This window comes from Aeromonas sp. 600724 (assembly GCF_049175135.1).
GTDB lineage: Bacteria > Pseudomonadota > Gammaproteobacteria > Enterobacterales > Aeromonadaceae > Aeromonas > Aeromonas veronii_A.
In genome coordinates this window covers 21736-40284 of record NZ_JAAKUM010000011.1, presented here as the reverse complement: position 1 = coordinate 40284, position 18549 = coordinate 21736, and the positions used below count along the sequence as shown (strand labels likewise).

Sequence of the window (18549 nt, the reverse complement as noted above, 5' to 3'; positions counted from 1 at the left end):
ATGGTCTATTTACCTCGAATGACTTTGATAAACAACGAAATAGTATGATCCGTTTAGTAATTAATGCCATGGACAAAAATCCTGATGAATGGAACCAATTCTGCCAAATAAATATAAAGTGGATAGGTGATAGATTTATTAGTCGATTGGCAGATAGCGAAGAGCTGAACAAAGAAGGTTTGGATGAAATTTGTTCCATGTGTTTTCGGTTTCTTTTTGAATTGTATCTCTCAACTAAAAATGATTTATCCTTTGAGTTCGATAGTGCCAGAAAATTTATTTTCAACAATATAGAACTTTTTGAAAAATCAGCGAAAGAACAAATGGAATTCGCAATTCGTGATATGCCTATAGCTATTTTTAAGGCTGTGGCAAACAGTGATGAGATTGAAACACTTAAAAACTTTGACGCAGTTGCGGCGAAGGCTAAGCAACTTAAAGAAGAATGGGATAAGGATTTAAGTGAAAGAGAACGTCGAGTAAAATCAATTGAAGATTCTTTATCTAGATATGAAAATGCATATAATTTTGTTGGTTTGTATCAAGGTTTTGATGACTTATCAAAAGAAAAGATACGTGAACGCGATGGGATTTTGTTCTGGCTTAAGCTTTTATCATTGGTCATAGTTTTACCGATAGTTGCTGAGCTTATATTTATTTATGCCAATATTGATAGTTTGTCTGTTATTAGAGATGGCCTATTGGTATCAATTTTCCCTACAATATCTTTAGTCGCAATATCTATATATTATTTCAGGGTTCTTCTCTTTAATTATAAGTCGGTTAAGTCACAGTTATTGCAGATCGACCTTAGAAAGACATTGTGTCGATTCATACAAAGCTATTCTAGTTACGCTAGTGAGATAAAAAGCAAAGATGCTGATGTTTTGGAGCGATTTGAAAGGGTTGTATTCTCTGGCATAGTAACGGAGGATGGCAATTTACCATCTACATTTGATGGAATAGAACAAATTGGGCAATTTATTAAATCTGTTAAGTCATAGAGATGTAATGGCTTCATTAGAGTGGTGTCCACGATGAGAAAACGTTATAGGTGTAGTCAGCAGTGAATATATGGTGATTGCTATTTTGGTGGAATGGAATCATAGGGTGTCTGAACACTTAAAACAATTTACTTTACATATCTCTTCTACCATGACAGCATTTGAATGCTATTATTGGATTAAATGGCCGCCTAGGGCGGCATTTTTATATTAAGTGTTGGGTTTAGGCGAGAGTCGTTTGTTTTAATTTATTTATACTCTTGGCTCTCTTTTTATCTCTAACCCACATGACAGACCCATTTGTTTTTTTCATTTCAAAAAGGTCTATAGATTGAAATAGATCACTGAGTTTCCTAAATCCATAGTTACGTTGGTCAAATGATGCGTGGTTAGATATGTGATTTCCAATCTCACCAAGCGTAGCCCAACCATCATCTTCTTCAACCGCCTCTATTGCTTGTCGTAGCAAATTGATGAGCTTTGTATCACCTTTTATGTTCTTACTTTGCTTTTGAATCGGTTGCTCTAAAACTGGTTCTGCATCCAAATATAGAAATCGAGAGCAACTGTTGACAAATGGTAATGGTGCTTTACGTTCTCCAAATCCAATAACAAACTTACCATCAGCAAGAGTCCTAGTCACTAAAGGGGTAAAGTCACAATCCGATGACACAAGACATATCACGTCAATATCTTTTGTGTATAGGACGTCCATTACATCAATTGCTAATGCCATGTCTGTAGCATTCTTACCTTTTGTTAGATCGAATTGTTGAACTGGTTGTATAGCATAATCGTGCAGTACATCTTCCCAAGGCTTTAGATTATGATTTTTCCAATTTCCATAAGCTTTTCTAATGTTAACAACACCGTAACGAGCTAACTCTGATAATACGGTATCTATCTTGCCTGCAGGCGCATTATCAGCATCAATAAATACGGCGATTTTTTCTTTATTTTTCACTAAAGCCTCCATGCTATTTATTACGTAATCAGCAGTGTTCCCATTGTATCGTTAAGTCGTAGGGCCGAACTGCGAGGCGTATTCTGACGAACGAGAGTTTAGTTTGCCATAGACGTTATTCGCAATCTGTGATGACAGGTCAATTGTGTTGTCTGGTTTCATCCAAATTGTATCCCATTGATCTTTACGTAAGATGAAAATGCCGACCCTCGGGTCGGCAGTTTCAAGAAATAGGGTGTGGGGCGAAATAGTATGGGAAATAGTTGCCCTCTATCGCCGGGCTATTTATCCGCCTTGCCCGCCGCATCGGCAAGTTTGGCCAGCTGTTTGTCATACCAGGCCGCCGGCCGGTTCTCATCTTCCGCCCGCTCCTTGCGCCTGATGGCGTTGCGCACCGTCATGGCGCCCAGCCAGCGAAAGGGTTCGGGCGGGAAGTAGCCACGAGGGCCGCTGACCAGCGCGCAGTCACGCCACGGCTTGTCTTCCTCCCGCACCTCGTCTCTCACCAGGGCCGCCAGTACTTGACCGCCCATCCAGCTTTGCGCCACTCCGTTGCCGGAGTAGCCGAGACCATAGACGATATTGGGCTGCCCTCGCCAGTGGCCGAAGAAGGGGAGGCCATCTACCGAGCGGTCGGAGGCGCCGCACCAGCTGGCGGCGATGGGCACCTCTTTGAGCGCCGGAAAGAAGCGGCGCAGGGTGCGGGTGAGAGGGGCAAGATAACGGCTAGGCGCATCAAACTCGGCCAGATGGCGATTGGCAAAGGCGAAGGTGTTGCCCCCCTTACCCAGCATCAGCCGCCCTTGCGGGGTGGAGCGGTAGTAATGGACAAAGGTGCGGCCATCCACCACGGAGCGGCCGTGCGCAAGCTGCTGGGCGGCCAGTGCATCCGGCGCGGGGTCGGTTATCACCATATCGGAGGAGACCAGCACTATACTGCGGCGAAACTCGCGAAAGTGCTGCACCATGGCGCTGTTGAGGGCCAGCACCACCTTGCGGGCACGCACCTCACCTTGCGGTGTCTGCACCCGTGCCGGCTGACCCGCCTCAAGGCGCTGCATGGGGGAGTGCTCATAGACTTCGACCCCCAGTTCCCGCGCTACCCGCAGCAGGCCGCGCACCAACAGTGCCGGTTGCACCGAACCGGCGTGGGGGCTGTAGAGCCCCTCCAGATGAACGTGGGAGCCGCTCTGGCTCGCCAGCTCACCCTCTTCAATAGCCTGCCACTGGTTAAGACCGGCTCGCTTGAGTTCCTGCAATACCGGCTCCATCAGGCCGCGCTGGGCCTCGCTGGTGGCGGTGTAGCAGGTGCCCTCGACCCTCAGCTGCGCCTCAATGTGGTGCTGTTCGCAGAAGCGGGCGATCTCGTGTACCGCCTGCTCGGATCTTTGCACCAGCCAGGCGGCCTGCCGCTCGCCAAAGAGGCGCTTTAAGGTCAGGTATTTGGCCGACCAGGTGAGCAAACAGCCGCCGTTGCGCCCGGAGGCGCCGCTGCCGCAGCGATCTTTTTCCAGCACTATGACGTGCAGGTGGGGCTCGGCCTGTTTAAGGGCAATGGCGCTCCACAGCCCGGTAAAGCCGCCGCCGACGATGCAGACATCGACCTCGTGGTTGCCGACTAGGGGCGTGGGCGGCGCGGGCTGTTCGGCGGCGAGCGCCTCGGCCAGCCAGAAGGGGATAGTGGACATGATGACTCCTCGATAAGGTTATTGGTGGCGCCAGCGCTGGGTGCGATCTAGCAGGGCGCGGCTCAAAAAGAGCTGGAGCAGCTTGACGGTGGCGGCGGCCAGCAGGATCAGGGTGGCCATGGCGGCGGCCGCGGCGGTATCGCCGGAATCCTCCATGTTCAGCACGGCGATGGAGGCGAGCACGCTGTCGCTCGAGTAGAGGAAGATCACCGCCGAGGTGGTGGTCATGGCGTTGACGAACAGATAGATAAAGATCTCCAGCAGTGCGGGCAGGGAGGCGGGCAGGGTGACTCGCCAGAACGCCTTCCAGAGCGGAATGCGCAATGAGATGGCCACCAGTTCCAGCTCCTTGGGCAACTGCTTGAGGCTGGTCAGCGCCGTCATATGGCCCACCGTGTAGTAGTGGATGACGCAGGAGAGCACCATCAACGGCAGGGTGCCGTATAGGCCGCCAAAGAGAGGATTGCCGTTGAAAAAGAAGATGTAACCCAGCCCCAGCACCATGCCGGGTACCGCCAGCGACAGCATGGCAAGCAGATGTAGCAGCTGGCGCAGCGGCGCGAAATGGCGCCCCTTCTCCTGCGCCCAGGCCAGCACCATCACCAGCACGGTGCCGATAAGCGCGGTATAGAGGCCCAGCTGCAAGGTGTTGGTAAAGGGCTGCCAGCCGTAGACGCTATTGCTGTCAAAGGCGTAGTGATCCAGCGTCAGCCCGAGGTTATAGGGCCAGAACTGAACCAGGGAGCCGTAAACGGCCATCCCCACCAGCGCCAGAAACAGCAGGGCCCAGAGCGTGCACCAACCGAGCGCCAGCAGATCCCGCAGCCGATGGGGTTTGGGTTGATAGGGCACCGCCTTGATGCTGCTCTGCTCCTGCATCTTGCTGCGCACTCTGTGCTCCAGCGCAAAGCTCAACAGTGCCGGCAGCAGCAGGGTGACGCTGGCAACGGCGCCGAGTGAGAAGTTCTGCATCCCGATCACCTGCCGGTAGATGTCGGTAGCCAGCACGCTGTACTGGCCGCCAATCACCTTGGCCACCCCGAAGTCGCAGATGGTGAGGGTGAAGACCGCGATGGCGGCGCTGAGCAGGCCATAACGGGCGGTCGGCAGGGTGACGGTGACAAAGGTGCGCCAGCCGCTGCTGCCCAGCATCCGGGAGGCTTCATAGAGGCGGGCATCGCTCTGGCCGAGCGCCGTGATAAGGATCATCAGGGCGTGGGGGAAGCACCAGAAGCCCAGACCAATGACGATGCCGATGGGGCCGTAGATGCTCTCGCCGCCGAGCAGCCCCTTGGCGATCCCCTGATTGCCAAACCAGTAGACCAGACTGATGGCGGGCAACAGGGAGGGCATCAACAGCGGGATCAAACCGATGAGGCGAAACAGGCTCTTGCCCGGCATACAGGTGCGGGTGAGGGCGTAGGCGTAGCCAAAGGCGATGGTCACCACCAGCGCGGTGATCAGCACCCCGAGCCAGAGGGTGTTGCCGATGGTGTGCCCCAGATGAGGGGAGTCGAAGTAGGCGCTGAAGTTGGCAAGGCCCACCCAGAGGCCGTTCTCATCCTGCAGACTCTTTTGCAGCATGGTGAGCAGCGGCAGCAGCAGACCGCCGGTGAGCAGGGCAATGCCGAGCACCAGCAGGATCAGTTGCAGCAGCTGATCCCGGCTCCAGCCGCGACAGAGCCGCTGCCAGCGAGAGTCTTGGCGGGCTGTCACTGGTGGCAGCAGGGAGGAGGTCGCGAAGGGGGCTGTCATGGGCGATCTCCTTCGAACAGCTGCATTGCCCCGGCGGGCCAGTGCAGCGAGCAGCGCATGCCGCTGCGCCAGCCACCCTGTTCGTGGCGGGGTAGCTCGTGGGTCGGGCGCTCCACCAAAATTTGCTGCGGGCCCAGGTAGGTGTCGGCGGTGCAGATTAGGCGCTGGGCGGCGCCGAGAAACTCCACCTGATCGATGGTTGCTTCAACGCCATGTTGACCAAGATACGGCTCGCTCGGCGCGCTTAGCGTGATAGCCTCGGGGCGGATCGCCACCTGCAATTTGCTGCCGGCCGCGGCCTGATTGGCGAGTTGCAACGGTTGTTCGTTGAGACGCACCTGATTGGGGCTCAGCACCAGGGTCTCGAGGAAGTTCATGGTACCGACAAAGCTTGCCACGAAACGGCTGGCAGGCTGGTGGTAGATCTCCTGCGGAGTGCCCACCTGTACGATGCGGCCGCCCTCCATCACCACGATGCGATCAGCCATGGTCAGCGCTTCTTCCTGATCGTGGGTCACCATGATGGTGGTGATGCCAAGGCGCTGCTGCAGGGCGCGGATCTCGCTGCGAAGATGGGTGCGCACCAGCGCATCCAGCGCGCTGAGCGGTTCGTCCAGCAACAACAGACCGGGGGAGAGGGCCAAGGCCCGGGCCAGCGCCACCCGTTGCTGCTGGCCGCCTGAGATCTGGCTCGGGTATTTGTGGGACTGGGCAGTGAGATCCACCAGCCCCAGCCAGTGATCGACCCGTTCCTTGATGAGATCCCGCGCCAACCCCTGATTCTCAAGGCCGAAGGCGATGTTCTGGGCCACCGTCAGGTTGGGGAAGAGGGCGTAGGACTGAAACACGATGCCAAAATCGCGCTCCTGGGGCGGTAGGCGGGAGATATTGCGCCCCCCTTGCCAGATCTCGCCACTGTCCGGCAGATCCAAGCCGGCGATGGCTCTGAGCAGGGTGGTTTTGCCGCAGCCGGAGGGGCCGAGAAAGCAGATAAACTCCCCCGGCTCAATGGTCAGAGAGATCCCTTTAAGGGCCTGAAAAGCACCGAACTGCTTGTTGAGATGTTGAATTTCCAGATAGGGCTGGGTCATGGTTCGACTCGCTACTGATTTGGTATATACCAGTTTGCAGGTGAAGTGTGACGATCAGGTGATCGGGGGATGACAGCTTGATGACAGTCAAATGAGATCGGGCCGTCAACAAGTGGCTGGGCCCTGTGTGGATGGGCGAAGCGTCGCTAATTGAAGGCAATACAAACTCGGGAAGTTAAAACCAAAAAGCGAAGGCCAACAGCTGTTGGCCTTCGACTGGCAGTTTATTGGCAGCGGTGTGTCTGGCGTGAACAAACCGCCGCCCTTCACGCTTACTGCTTGGCTTCGGTCTTGCCGTCGAAGCTGGCACTCCACTGGGCCAGGATGGCGTTACGCTCGCGGGCGGCCCAGCTAAAGTCGTTGTCGATCATCTGGCCTTTGATATCCGCCGGATAGCCCGCTCTCGGTTGGGCCACATCGGGGATGGCAACCACGGCGAACGATTTGTTGTAGAGGGCGTTGGCCTGTTCGGTGGCGGCAAAGTCGAGCAGCTGTTTGGCGGCTTCCAGCTTGGGGGTGCCCTTGATGATGGCGGCAGCTTCCATATCCCAGCCCGACCCCTCTTTCGGGAACACCACCTCGATGGGGGCTCCCTTGGCCTTGAGGCTGGTAGCCGGGAAGTCGAAGGAGATACCGATCACCGTTTCACCGCTGGCGGCCAGCTTGCAGGGGGCTGAGCCTGAGTGGGTGTAACGGTCGATGTTCTGGTGCAGGCCGTTCATAAATTGCCAGCCCTGCTGCTCGCCCATGGTCTGCAGCCAGCCAGCAACGCTCAGGTAACCGGTGCCGGAGGAGCTGGGGTTGGGCATGATCACCTTGCCCTTGTAGATGGGCTTGGTGAGGTCGGCCCAGCTGGTGGGGGCCGGGATCCCCTGTTTCTCCGCCTCTACCTTGTTGAAGCAGATGGCGCTGAAGAAGGCGTCCAGACCGATCCAGTGCGGCTCGGCCTTGCTGTCGCGAAAGCGGCTGTCGAGCTTCTCCAGTCCTTTCGGTGCATAGGCATTGAGCATCTGCTGCTGATCGAGCTGCATCAGGCTGGTGGCGGCCAGTCCCCATACCACATCCGCCTTGGGCTGGGCTTTTTCTGCCAGCAAGCGGGCGGTGACCACGCCGGTGGAGTCACGCACCCACTTGATGTTGATGTCCGGATGCTGGCGTTCGAACGCAGTTTTCAGCTCGTTGAGCTGCTCCGGTTCGAAGGCGGTGTAGACGGTGAGATCGGTCGCGGCCAGTGCCGGGGCGGTCATGGCAGCCAGCACGGCGGCGGCCAGCAGATGGGTTCCCTGTTTCATCCTCTTCTCCAGTTAAATTGGTTTGGTATAAACCAGATTGGTCGAGAGAGAGGCTAGGGGATCTTTATGACGTGACCGTGACAGCCCCGTGACGTTTTGCCGCGTGCGATTTGCTGTTCCTGATGTACCCGTGACTAATCCTGGGTATCCACCTCGATCTCCAGACTGTCGTGGCGCCAGTACTCCAGATCGAGGTCGAGCACCCGTCCGTGCTGATCGAAGTTGAGTCGCTCGAGGCGCAGGGCAGGCAGGCCGGCGGTGGCCCCCAGCGCCTTGGCCACCTCGTCCGGCAGGGCGGTCGGGAAGAAGCGCACCTGCATGCGGGCATAATGAAGATCGTAATGGGCCTGGTAGATCTCGGTCAGACTGCCGTTGAGATCCAGATCCAGCAGGCCGGGCACCCGCTCTGGCAGGCAGTGGTTCTCGCAGTAGCAGATGGCGCGCCCGTTAGCGTAGCGCAGCCGTTTTAGCAGAAACAGGCTGTCGAACGGCTTGAGCTGCAGTTGCGCCATCAACGCGGGCGGCACCGCCTGGCGGCTTTTATCAAGCAGTTCGGTGCGTGGCTCACCCCCTTGCTCCCGCACTATCTGGTGAAAGTTGGAGGTGCGTCTGGGGTTCAAGCGAAAGCGCGGCGGGGTGACGAACCAGCCGCGGCGATCCTCCCGATAGATAAGGCCGTTCGCCTCCAGCTGCACCAGCGCCTCGCGGATGGTGACCCGGGTGGTGCCATAGAGTTCCCCCAGCAGCCGCTCGGAGGGGAGCTTGTCGTTGGGGGCCAGCCCCCCCGCCAGGATCTGGTTGGCGAGGGCATCCTTGATCTGCAGATATTGCGGTTTGCTCATGAAAATCCCTGGTTTTGCAATAAGTTGTGCAATGAGTTGGGCAATGGGCTGGGCACAGGGCAGGTCATCTGCCCGGTCGTTAAACGGCGACATCAACATGCGTTGGTAGATACCAGAATCGCCCCTGCTGTTCAGGCTTCCTAGATTATCGCGATCCCGGCGCTGAAAATGAATTTTTTGTTGCACGTAGCGCCACCCCTTTGACCTTGGCGGGGCAGTTACCCACAATGCGCTCATTCTGGTATATACCAAAGGAGCGAAGTCATGACCCATATTCCTGCGGCCCCTGCCGCCGTCGATTACCTGCTGCTGACCCCGGGCCCCCTCTCGACCACCGCCACGGTGCGCGCCGCCATGCTGCAAGACAGCTGTACCTGGGATGCGGACTACAACCAGGGGGTGGTGGAGCCCATCCGCCGCGAGCTGGTGCGCCTCGCCACCGGCCCGGAATATGAAAGTGACTACAGCGCCGTGCTGCTGCAAGGGAGTGGCAGTTATGTGGTGGAGAGCGTGCTGGGCTCGGCGATCGGCGTCGATGAGTGTCTGCTGATCATCAACAACGGCGCCTACGGTGCCCGCATGGGGGAGATGGCCCGCTGCCTTGGCCTGCGCCACCACGAGCTGGACTGCGGCGAGACCACCCGCCCGGAGCCCGCCGCCATCGAGGCGATGCTGGCGCGCCACCCCGAGATCACCCATCTGGCCATGGTGCACTGCGAGACCACCACCGGTATGCTCAACCCCCTTGAGGAGGTGGCTGAGCTCTGCCAGCGCCGCGGCATCCGCCTGATCGTCGATGCCATGAGCAGCTTTGGCGGTATCCCCATCGACATGGGTCGCCTTGGCATCGAGTTTCTCATCAGCTCGGCCAACAAGTGCATTCAGGGGGTGCCGGGTTTTGGCTTTGTCATCGCTCGCCGCGCCGCGCTGGTGGCCTGCGCCGGTCGTGCCCGCTCGGTATCCCTCGACCTGCACGCCCAGTGGCAGACCATGGAGCAGCAAGGGGGCAAGTGGCGCTTTACATCGCCCACCCATACCGTGCTCGCCTTTGCCCAGGCCCTGCGCGAGCTGGACGAGGAGGGGGGCATTGAAGCCCGTCATCAGCGTTACAGCGAAAACCAGCGCACCCTGGTGGCGGGGATGGCTAAGCTGGGCTTTGCGCCGCTGCTGCCCGAGCAGTGGCAGTCTCCCATCATCACCGCCTTCTACTCTCCGACCCACCCGGACTACCGCTTCGCCGATTTCTACCAGCGGCTCAAGGCACAGGGCTTTGTCATCTATCCGGGCAAGGTCTCCCAGGCCGATTGCTTCCGTATCGGCAATATCGGCGACGTGACCCCGGAGCGGGTGCGCGGTCTGCTCGCCGCCATGGCCAGCGCCTGCTACTGGCAAGGGGACGCGCGATGACCAGCATGCAGGCTCAGGGTCGTGATCTGCGTGGCCGCGATTTGTATGACCATAAGCTGCACGGTAGCGGCCGAGCCGATAGCGAAGGGGATGTAAACCTCGGCGAGGGGCGGGCGCGCTGGTGGGCGGGCCAGAGCGAAGATGTACGGGCAGGATTGGCGGAGGATAGCCGCTACTTTCTCCATCAGGCACTCTCCACCCCCTGTCTGGATTTGATCGAGGGGGCGCAGGGGAGCTGGTTGACCAGCGTATCGGGCAAGCGTTACCTCGATTTTCACGGCAACAGCGTCCATCAGCTGGGCCACGGTCACCCCAGGGTGGTGGCCGCGGTGCAGCAGCAACTCGCCGATCTGCCGTTTGCGCCCCGCCGCTACACCCATCAGGTTGCCATCGACTGCGCCCGTACCCTGGCCGAGCTGGCTCCCGGCGATCTTAACCGGGTGCTGTTCGCCCCCGGCGGCAGCGAGGTGGTGGGGATTGCCCTGAAGCTCGCCCGTTTCATTACCGGCAATAGCAAGGTGGTGTCCCTGTGGGATGCCTTTCACGGCGCCTCCCTCGATGCCATCTCGGTCGGCGGCGAGGCCTGTTTTCGCGCCGGTATGGGCCCGCTGATGGCCGGAGTGGAGCGCATCCCACCGCCCACCCGTTATCGCGGCGTCTGGTATCGCGGGGAGGGGGATGACCTGCACTACGCCGATTATCTGGAGTACGTCATCGAGAAGGAGGGAGGAATAGGCGCCTTTATCGCCGAGCCCATCCGCAATACCGATGTACAGGTGCCCTCGAAAGCCTACTGGCAGCGGGTGCGGGAGATCTGCGATCGCCACAAGGTGCTGTTGATCGTCGACGAGATCCCCAATGCCCTGGGCCGCACCGGCCACTGGTTCAGCTTCGAGGAGTTCGGCATCGAACCCGACATCATCTGCCTGGGCAAGGGGCTGGGGGGCGGGGTGGTACCGTTTGCGGCGCTCATCACCCGTGACCGCTTCAATCAGGCCGCAGCCATCTCGCTCGGTCACTACACCCACGAGAAGAGCCCCATCGGCTGCGCGGCGGCCCTCGCGACCATCGCGACCATCCGCGAAGAGGGGTTGCTGGCAAAAGCGCAGGAGGATGGCCGTTTTATGGCGGCAGAGCTCGCGGTGCTTGCCGAGCGTCACCCGCTGATCGGGCAGGTACGTGGCATAGGTTTGCTCTGGGCGCTCGATCTGGTGGTCGATCATCAGAGTCGCACCCGCAATAGCCAGGCCGCCGAGCGGCTGCTCTACCGCTGTCTGGAGCTGGGGCTCAGCTTCAAGGTCTCCCAGGGCAACGTCATCCAGCTCTCGCCACCGCTCAATATCGCCCTTGCCGACCTGGTGCGTGCCATCACCATTCTCGATCGCGCCCTTGGCGAGATCGCACTTTCACCGAAACAGGAACACCACCATGACTGACTTGCAGATTGCTGTAGACCCGATCACCGACGTAGATGCGCTGATCCTCGACTGGGCCGGTACCGTCGTCGATTTCGGCTCCTTCGCCCCCACCTCCATCTTCGTCGAGGCCTTCGCCCGCGCCTATGACTTCACCGTGACCCTGGATGAAGCACGCCAGCCCATGGGCCTTGGCAAGTGGGATCATATCGCCGCGCTGGGCCGTCTGCCCTCGGTGGATGCGCGTTGGCAGGCTCGCTTCGGCCATCCTATGAGCCACGCCGAGGTGGACCACATTTATCACACCTTTATGCCTCTGCAGATTGCCGCCGTGACCCGCTTTGCCGCCCCCATCCCCGGTGTGCTGCCGGTGCTGGACGCTCTGCGGGTGCAGGGGATGAAAATTGGCTCCTGCTCCGGTTATCCTCGTCCGGTGATGGAGGCGTTGGTGCCAGCGGCGGCCGATCATGGCTACCGCCCGGATCACTGGGTCGCCACCGACGATCTCAAGGCCGGTGGTCGCCCCGGCCCCTGGATGGCGCTGGCCAACGTGATTGAGCTGGGAGTGAGCGCGGTGCATCGTTGCATCAAGGTGGATGACGCCGTGCCGGGTATCAGCGAAGGGCTTAACGCGGGCATGTGGACGGTGGGATTGTCGGTTTCCGGCAACGAATTTGGTGCCACCTGGGAAGAGTTTGCCGCCATGAGCGAGGCGGAGATCGCCGTCCGGCGCGCACCGGCCGAGGCCAAACTGCGGGCGGCGGGGGCGCACTATGTGATTGATACCCTTGCCGACATCGCCCCGGTTATCGCCGATATCAACCGCCGTCTGGCCGCTGGCGAGCGGCCGTAGGCCATCTGCTTGGTCTAACAAAAGCGCTTGGCTGGCTTTAGATATAACACGCCCCCATCCGGGGGCGTGTTGCATTTACAGGGGGAAGCCGTGCGCGGTCAGCGGATATCGACCCGCATCAGGGGAGAGGGGGCGTTGTCGACAAAGTGGTGCCAGATATGGTCGTAGAGCGCCTTCTGGCCCGGGAAACTCACCAGCACCTTGGCCGCGGCCAGGGAACACCAGCGATATTCGGTGTGCTCGTCGTTGAGGATCACCGCCTGATTGGCCGGGCAATAGACCACAAAGACCGGCACCACCTCCACCGTATTCAGGCTCGCCTCGTAAAACTGCTCCAGATACTGGCCGTTGTAGAGTTCGGTGACCCTGATACCCGTCTCTTCGCCAAACTCCCGAATAATGGTCTGCCAGCCGGTTTCACCCGCCTCCACTGTGCCCGCCACATGGCACCAGAAGCCCCCCTTGACCCGTTTCATCACCAGCAATTTGGTTTCGCCATCAACAGTGGTAAGGGCAACGCCGGAGACGGCCTTGCAGCGAATGGGGATCATGATCTTCTCTCCGGGTTTGGGCTCTGTGATAGCCATGAACAGTGTGAAGGCGTGTTAATTGAAATACGCCTCGGCGGGTAGGCCCATGACCTCTATTTCATTCAGGCCATTTTTGGCCAGATAGTTGGCCACCAGATTGAACCCCACCCAGTAACCGGCATATTTGGGAAATGGCCGGTTATCACGGCAGTAGAAAAAGTCTAAATAGTTGAACTGCTTGCTGGATAGATGGGGCGTCATCTCTGCCAGAAGCGATTGCCAGTCATGATGATGAGACTCCTTGAACAGCGAGGGGAGTGTGCCGCCATTGAACCTCTGCTCAAAGTAGCAGGCCAGTCCTTCAAAAATCAGGTTTTCGGCCAGTGTTTCTGCTTCCACCTTGTTCTTCTTTTGCACGATATGGTGGACTTCGTGGGCCAGCACGGCAGGCAATTCGGTGATGATCACCTCTTTGATATCAGGCCGTTCCAGATCAAGCTGGAGTTCTATTCGATACATGTTGATGGCCCAGCCACCGATACCCGAGTCGGGAGCATCCCCCTCGGCAAAAGGGCTGAAGGTGACATCCAGTTGGGAGAGATCGAACAAGGCATTCAATTTGTTCGCCGTCTCGGCAAAGACATGCCTAATGGTGTCATCGAGCCCATCGAATTTGCCCGAGTCGTTTAACAGGGTGAGTTGCATCCAGACATCCTTGTCTATTGAAAGAGAGTGCTGAGCCACTTGCGTGGTCGCGGCGCCATATCACCACGATTACCCTCCTTCAATCAAGGGGTTACCCGCCCATTATGCTTGCCGTCTGGATCGCCTCGATCAGCGCGGCCCGGTTGATGCGAGGGCGCTCGCCATCGAGCAGTTGCTGCCACAGCGCAATGGCCTGACTGTAGCGGCCATGCAGAAAGTGATCGGAGGCGAGCAGCATCAGGGCGCTCACTTCCCCCGCGTCCTGCTTGAGGGCGCTATCGAGCAGGTGCAGTGCCTCCGGGGTGAGTTGCTGGCCCGCCTGATAGTAGAGCACGGTGGCTTGGGCGGCTTGAGTCGCCGCGCTGGCCCCCCCCTCCAGCAGAGCGAGACGTTGGTAGGCGAGCAGGGCGTTGTCATATTCGCCCCGATAGAGATAGAGCTGGCCGAGCGCCGCCCAGCTGTCGAGATCGGCAGGATTGCGCTGAAGCTTCTGATGCAGACTCCCCAGCTCCTTGTCCTGCAGATCCTGCGGGCTTAATCCCGCCAGCGGATCGGGGCGCGACTGATAAGCCTGCCATGCCTGATAACGGCCGGTGCCCAGATACACAGCTGCAACGGCTACGCATGCCATGATGCCAAGTAGCAACAGGGCCCGCCCGTGCCGATGATGGTGGCCGCGATTGTCACGCTGGCTGGCCAGTTGCGCGCGCAGGGCCAGCTCAGCCGCCGGGATGGCGTTGGCCAGGCGGGCGGCAACTAGCTCCTGGTAGAGTGGTTGGTCGGGGGAGAGGCCTGCTTGCTCCCCGTGCATGATCAGCAAATTCAATTCGCTGCGCGGATCGGCGGCGGGTTGATGGATTGACTCATCGATTGCCTTAACGGCAGGGATGGGTTGCGCCTTTGTGTGTATCAGGCGGCGAAACAGGGTCAACAGCGCCAGCCCCAACAGTAGCAGGGGGCAGCCCCACAGCAGCGCCGTGCTGCTCTTGAAGGGGGGATCGTAGCGGACGAAATCACCGAAGCGCTCCGTCATGCGGGCGATCACCTGCTCATCAGACTGTCCCTCGTCCACCCAGCGGTAGACTTCGAGCCGCAGATCCCGCGCGATGGGGGAGTTGGACTCCACCAGATTCTGGTTCTGGCACTGGGGGCAGCGCAGGGCGCGGGCCAATTCCTGAGCGCGGTTTTGCAGCTCGGGGTGGCGAAATTGATAGGTATCGACCCCGCTGGAATATGCAGTTGCACTCAGCAGCATGCCGAGGGCCAGCAGGGGGCAGGCAAGAGAACGGCGCATCATGGCTGTGTCTCCCGAGCTGATGTTGCAATAGATGGCGCAATTGCGGGTGCCGTTGTAGCGGCCTTCATTTGCGCATCCGTTCGCGCCTTGTCGAGCAGGGGGACAAACTGGCGTTGCCAGATCTCCCGGGTGAGCAGGCCGGTATGACGGGCAAGCAGGGCACCATCGGCATCAAACAGATAGGTCTCTGGCGTGCCGTAGACGCCGAGCTCCAGCGCCAGTTTGCCGTCGGGGTCGGCCAGCACAGCGCGATAGGGGTTGCCCGCCTGGATAAGCCAGGCGCGGGCCGCATCCCCCTTGTCCCGGTAGTTGAGGCCGTAGAGGGGTACTGTGCCCGCGAGCTCGCTGAGCAGCGGATGCTCGGCGCGGCAGTTGGCGCACCAGCTGGCCCAGACGTTAAGCACAAAGGGCTCCCCCTTGAGGCTGGCGGTCTGGATCGGACGTCCGTCCAGCAGATTGTTGCTTTGCCACGCAGGCAGGGTACGGCCGAGCGTCGCCTCATCCTGGCTGTAGGGATTGTTGCCAAGGCCGAGCCAAAGCAGGGCGCCGAGGCCCAGGGTCAGCAGCAGTGGAAGAAAGAGGCGCAGGCGGGATCTCATAACGCCTCCTGTTCGAGCCGGGGATGGGAGGTGCCAACCTCAACGGGACGGGAGGCAAGCAAGGGGCGACGGGCGAGCAGGCGCAGGGTGCCGCCCGCCATCATCAACAGGCCGCCGAGCCAGATCCAGCGCACCAGCGGCTTGTAGTGCAGCCGCATGGCATAGGCATCTGGTCCCATCTTCTCACCCAGCACCACGTAGAGATCGCCGAGCATTCCCCACGCGATGCCGGGTTCATTCATGTTCATGGTGCGCACGCTGTAGTGACGTCGCTCTGGGGTGAGCCTGGCGATCTCTTTATCTTCTTTATGCACGCTGAGCGTGATGCGCTCGGCGGTGTAGTTGGGGCCGATGATCGGCTCGCGTCCCTCATAGCGAAATTCGAACGCACCGAGCTGGTAGGGCTGGTTGGCACTTAGCACTGTGCCCCCTTCCTGACTGTGGTGGCTCACCTGATTGATCCCGAGGGCGCACACCGCCACCCCGAGGTGGGCCAGCAGGCTGCCGAACCGATTGAGGGTGAGTTCACGCAGCGACGTCAGTTGCAAGAGCGGGAGCAGCAGGCTGGCCATCAGCCAGAGGCTCACCATATTGGCGAGGATGCCGTTCCAGTTACCGGAAAACGATCCCTGTTCCAGATAGGCAAGGCTAATGAGCCCGCCGCCAAGCAGGCCAAACAGCGGCGGCAACAGAGCGTTGAGTCGGGAATGTGTCGCAAGCTGCTGCCAGCGCAGGCGCGGCAGTTGGGTCATCAGCCCCATCAGGCAGAGGGCCAGCGGCACGAAGATGGTATTGAAATAGGGGGCACCCACCGAGAGCGAGCCTAGATGAAGCGACTGGAACACCATGGGGTAGAAGGTGCCGAGCAGCACACTGGCGCAGGCCACGCAGAGAAGCAGGATAGCAGCGCCGAGCAGCCCCTCTTTTGACAGCAAGCCAAAGCGGGCATAGGGGGCGCGAATGTCTGCACGCAGGGCAAACAGGGTGAGGGCGCAGGTCAATAGCAAACCGAGCAGCAACAAGAGGGTGAGGCCGCGGCTGGGGTCCACCGCAAAGGCGTGCACCGAGGTGAGCACCCCGGAGCGCACCACAAAGGTGCCGAGCAGGCTCAAGGCAAAGGTAAAGATGGAGAGCAGCAGCACGGCGTGGCCGTAAGCGCCGCGCTTCTCGCAGACAATCAGGGCGTGCAGCAGGGCAGTGCCCAGCAACCAGGGCAAGAGGGAGGCATTTTCTACCGGATCCCAGAACCACCAGCCACCCCAGCCCAGTTCGTAATAGGCCCACCAGGAGCCCAGCACGATACCGGCGGTGAGAAACACCCAGGAGCCGAGCGCCCAGGGGCGACTCCAGTGGGCCACGGCTCCATCCAGCCTGCCCGAATGGAGCGCCGCCATGGCGAAGGCGAAGTTGACCGCAAAGCCGACGTAACCGAGATAGAGCAGGGGCGGGTGGATGATCAGGCCGATATCTTGCAGCATGGGGTTGAGATCGCGCCCCTCCAGCGGCCCCGGGAACTGGCGGTCAAACGGGCTGGAGAAGATCAGGGTATAGAGGCCGAAGAGCCCGACGATCAGACCCATGATGGCCAATACCCGGGCTGTGATCAGCGGATCGACCCGCTTGGAACAAAGGGCCACCAGGGCGCCCCACAGCCCCAGCGCAAAGACGAAGAACAGCATGGAGCCTTCATGGCCGCCCCACACCGCCGCCAGCTTGAAGCCCAGCGGCAGGGCACTGTTGGCGTGCTGGGCCACATAGCTGACGGTGAAATCATCCTGGCCAAAGCAGCTGGCGAGCAGCAGCAGGGAGGCCAATAGCAGGACGGCATTGATCAGCGCCAGCGGCGTGGCGCAGCGCAGCAGGGTCGGGGAGGCGAGCCGCAATCCCAGCCAGGGCAGGGTGCCCTGCAGCAAGGAGAGTGCCGCCGCCAGCAACAGTGAGAGATAGCCGAGCTCCGCCAGCACATAACCTCCAGTCAATCTTTGATGTCATTCATGTCATGGCACACACGTAGCGTCGTCTCGCTTTGGCGGGGAATATTGCCAAGCAACGGGTGTGGCATCACCAGAAATTCATTGGGCAGCAACAAACTAGCGCCAGTCACCCGAGGGTGGCTGGCGCTGGTGATCATACCGTTATACGACTGTCATTTGACCGGCATAAAGCACGAAGTAGCGCAGCAGCAGGATCCCCACCAGTGTCAGGCTGCAGACCAGCACCAGATGGCCGTTTCGCTCCCGCAGGGGCGCCGGGGTCAGCAGAGCCAGCAGCTGGGGCAGCAGCATGCCGATCCCCACCACGCCGACCCAGAACACCTGAGCCCAGAAGCCGCTGCCGATGGCCGCCCACATGGCCACCTCTTTCTGGCCGCCACCGAAGTAGAGGCCGGTAAAGAAGCAGACCAGCAGCAACACCTCCATCACCAGCACCGGCCGCTCGAAGCGGTGAACAAAGCTCACCCCCTGGCTGTGATGGTTCTCCTTGAAGAGCGTCACCGCCAGCAAGATGGTGGAGGCGATACCTGAGCTGATGCCCGAGACCAGAAATAGCACTGGCAGCACCGGGTTGTTCAAGAGCGGATAGGTCTTGAGCGCCGAGAGCAGAAAGCCGGTGTAGGCCCCCAGCAGCACGGCGAGCAGCAGCAACAGCGGTGCCAGCAGCCGCTCGATGCGGGCGAGCCAGCCAATCAGCTCATCCACAAAAGCGAACTTCTCTTGCAGCAGGTGACAACGCAAGGTCTCAATCTCGGCGCGAAACACTACCGCCAGCCAGGCGAACAGCACCGCCATATAGAGCTGGAACAGCATGACCCCCATCGACATCACGGAGTCGAACTGGTAGTGGAACATCAGCTTCCAGAAGGTCCAGGGGCGGGCCAGATGGAAGATAAGGATCAGCAGCCCCAATATCACGCTCGCTGGCGCCAGGATTGCGGTCGCCTTGATGATGCCGCTCTCGCTGCCTGCCCCCTTGCGGCGCAGTAGCACCGAGAGGCTGGTGGCCCCGGCGGAGATGCCGAGCAGGAACAGGTAGATAGCGATGGGCCAGTCCCAGACAAGTGAAGGGAAGTGAAATGCGTCATGCAACATGATCCATTCCTCCTTCTG

The 18549-nt window shown here is 59.4% G+C and carries 16 protein-coding genes; 4 read left to right on the top strand and 12 right to left on the bottom strand.

Translation table 11 applies throughout. The annotated features are described in order from the left end of the window. The first annotated feature begins 44 nt into the window (after positions 1-44). A complete protein-coding gene (locus G5168_RS11705; protein WP_421252247.1) occupies positions 45-1004 on the top strand; it encodes a hypothetical protein in 960 nt (319 codons plus the stop codon). A gap of 223 nt (positions 1005-1227) precedes the next feature. On the opposite strand, the gene G5168_RS11700 is transcribed toward G5168_RS11705, so the two are convergent. The 6 genes from G5168_RS11700 to phnR all read right to left on the bottom strand — a co-directional run bounded on the left by G5168_RS11700 (position 1228) and on the right by phnR (position 8636). Further along, positions 1228-1968, bottom strand: coding sequence for an NYN domain-containing protein (locus G5168_RS11700; RefSeq protein WP_157160675.1), 741 nt, complete (start codon positions 1966-1968; stop codon positions 1228-1230). A 281-nt stretch (positions 1969-2249) separates the two neighbouring features. Next, on the bottom strand, positions 2250-3656 hold the full coding sequence (locus tag G5168_RS11695) for an FAD-dependent oxidoreductase (RefSeq protein WP_421252246.1): 1407 nt from the start codon (positions 3654-3656) through the stop codon (positions 2250-2252). An 18-nt stretch (positions 3657-3674) separates the two neighbouring features. After that, complete coding sequence (locus G5168_RS11690) at positions 3675-5411, bottom strand: putative 2-aminoethylphosphonate ABC transporter permease subunit (RefSeq protein ID WP_270906051.1); 1737 nt, start codon at positions 5409-5411, stop codon at positions 3675-3677. Beyond that, positions 5408-6502, bottom strand: a complete 1095-nt coding sequence (locus tag G5168_RS11685; RefSeq protein WP_421252245.1) for a putative 2-aminoethylphosphonate ABC transporter ATP-binding protein — start codon at positions 6500-6502, stop codon at positions 5408-5410. Before G5168_RS11685 ends, G5168_RS11690 begins: the two co-directional genes overlap by 4 nt. Before the next feature lie 272 nt (positions 6503-6774). Then, positions 6775-7794, bottom strand: coding sequence for a putative 2-aminoethylphosphonate ABC transporter substrate-binding protein (locus G5168_RS11680; RefSeq protein WP_043824248.1), 1020 nt, complete (start codon positions 7792-7794; stop codon positions 6775-6777). 134 nt (positions 7795-7928) lie between these two features. After that, a complete protein-coding gene (phnR, locus tag G5168_RS11675) occupies positions 7929-8636 on the bottom strand; it encodes a phosphonate utilization transcriptional regulator PhnR (RefSeq protein WP_421252244.1) in 708 nt (235 codons plus the stop codon). 264 nt (positions 8637-8900) lie between these two features. Here phnR and phnW point away from each other — a divergent pair, with 264 nt between their 5' ends. Genes phnW through phnX form a run of 3 tightly spaced genes read left to right on the top strand, consistent with a single transcriptional unit; the run spans position 8901 to position 12311 of the window. Beyond that, the gene (gene phnW, locus G5168_RS11670) at positions 8901-10043 is read left to right on the top strand and encodes a 2-aminoethylphosphonate--pyruvate transaminase (protein WP_421252243.1); all 1143 of its coding nucleotides are present in this window, start codon (positions 8901-8903) and stop codon (positions 10041-10043) included. Next, entirely contained in the window at positions 10040-11479 is a 1440-nt protein-coding gene (locus G5168_RS11665; protein WP_421252242.1) for an aspartate aminotransferase family protein, read from the top strand. Before phnW ends, G5168_RS11665 begins: the two co-directional genes overlap by 4 nt. Further along, positions 11472-12311 (top strand): phosphonoacetaldehyde hydrolase, encoded by an 840-nt coding sequence (phnX, locus tag G5168_RS11660; protein ID WP_421252241.1) that lies wholly within the window; start codon positions 11472-11474, stop codon positions 12309-12311. Before G5168_RS11665 ends, phnX begins: the two co-directional genes overlap by 8 nt. Positions 12312-12409: 98 nt before the next feature. Here the strand turns inward: phnX and G5168_RS11655 are convergent, their stop codons facing one another. From G5168_RS11655 to nrfD, 6 genes are all read right to left on the bottom strand, one after another. Then, positions 12410-12862 carry an NUDIX hydrolase gene (locus G5168_RS11655; RefSeq protein WP_376867379.1) on the bottom strand — a complete coding sequence of 151 codons (453 nt, stop codon included), beginning with the start codon at positions 12860-12862 and terminating at the stop codon, positions 12410-12412. A gap of 54 nt (positions 12863-12916) precedes the next feature. Further along, positions 12917-13546: a DUF2268 domain-containing putative Zn-dependent protease gene (locus G5168_RS11650; RefSeq protein ID WP_201934281.1), complete on the bottom strand. Its 630-nt coding sequence runs from the start codon at positions 13544-13546 to the stop codon at positions 12917-12919. A 91-nt stretch (positions 13547-13637) separates the two neighbouring features. Beyond that, positions 13638-14843 carry a heme lyase NrfEFG subunit NrfF gene (nrfF, locus tag G5168_RS11645; RefSeq protein WP_421252240.1) on the bottom strand — a complete coding sequence of 402 codons (1206 nt, stop codon included), beginning with the start codon at positions 14841-14843 and terminating at the stop codon, positions 13638-13640. After that, the gene (locus G5168_RS11640; RefSeq protein ID WP_421252239.1) at positions 14840-15442 is read right to left on the bottom strand and encodes a DsbE family thiol:disulfide interchange protein; all 603 of its coding nucleotides are present in this window, start codon (positions 15440-15442) and stop codon (positions 14840-14842) included. Before G5168_RS11640 ends, nrfF begins: the two co-directional genes overlap by 4 nt. Further along, positions 15439-17406 carry a heme lyase NrfEFG subunit NrfE gene (gene nrfE / locus G5168_RS11635; protein WP_421252272.1) on the bottom strand — a complete coding sequence of 656 codons (1968 nt, stop codon included), beginning with the start codon at positions 17404-17406 and terminating at the stop codon, positions 15439-15441. Before nrfE ends, G5168_RS11640 begins: the two co-directional genes overlap by 4 nt. 171 nt (positions 17407-17577) lie before the next feature. Further along, positions 17578-18531 (bottom strand): cytochrome c nitrite reductase subunit NrfD, encoded by a 954-nt coding sequence (gene nrfD / locus G5168_RS11630; RefSeq protein WP_421252238.1) that lies wholly within the window; start codon positions 18529-18531, stop codon positions 17578-17580. Between the last annotated feature and the right edge of the window lie 18 nt (positions 18532-18549).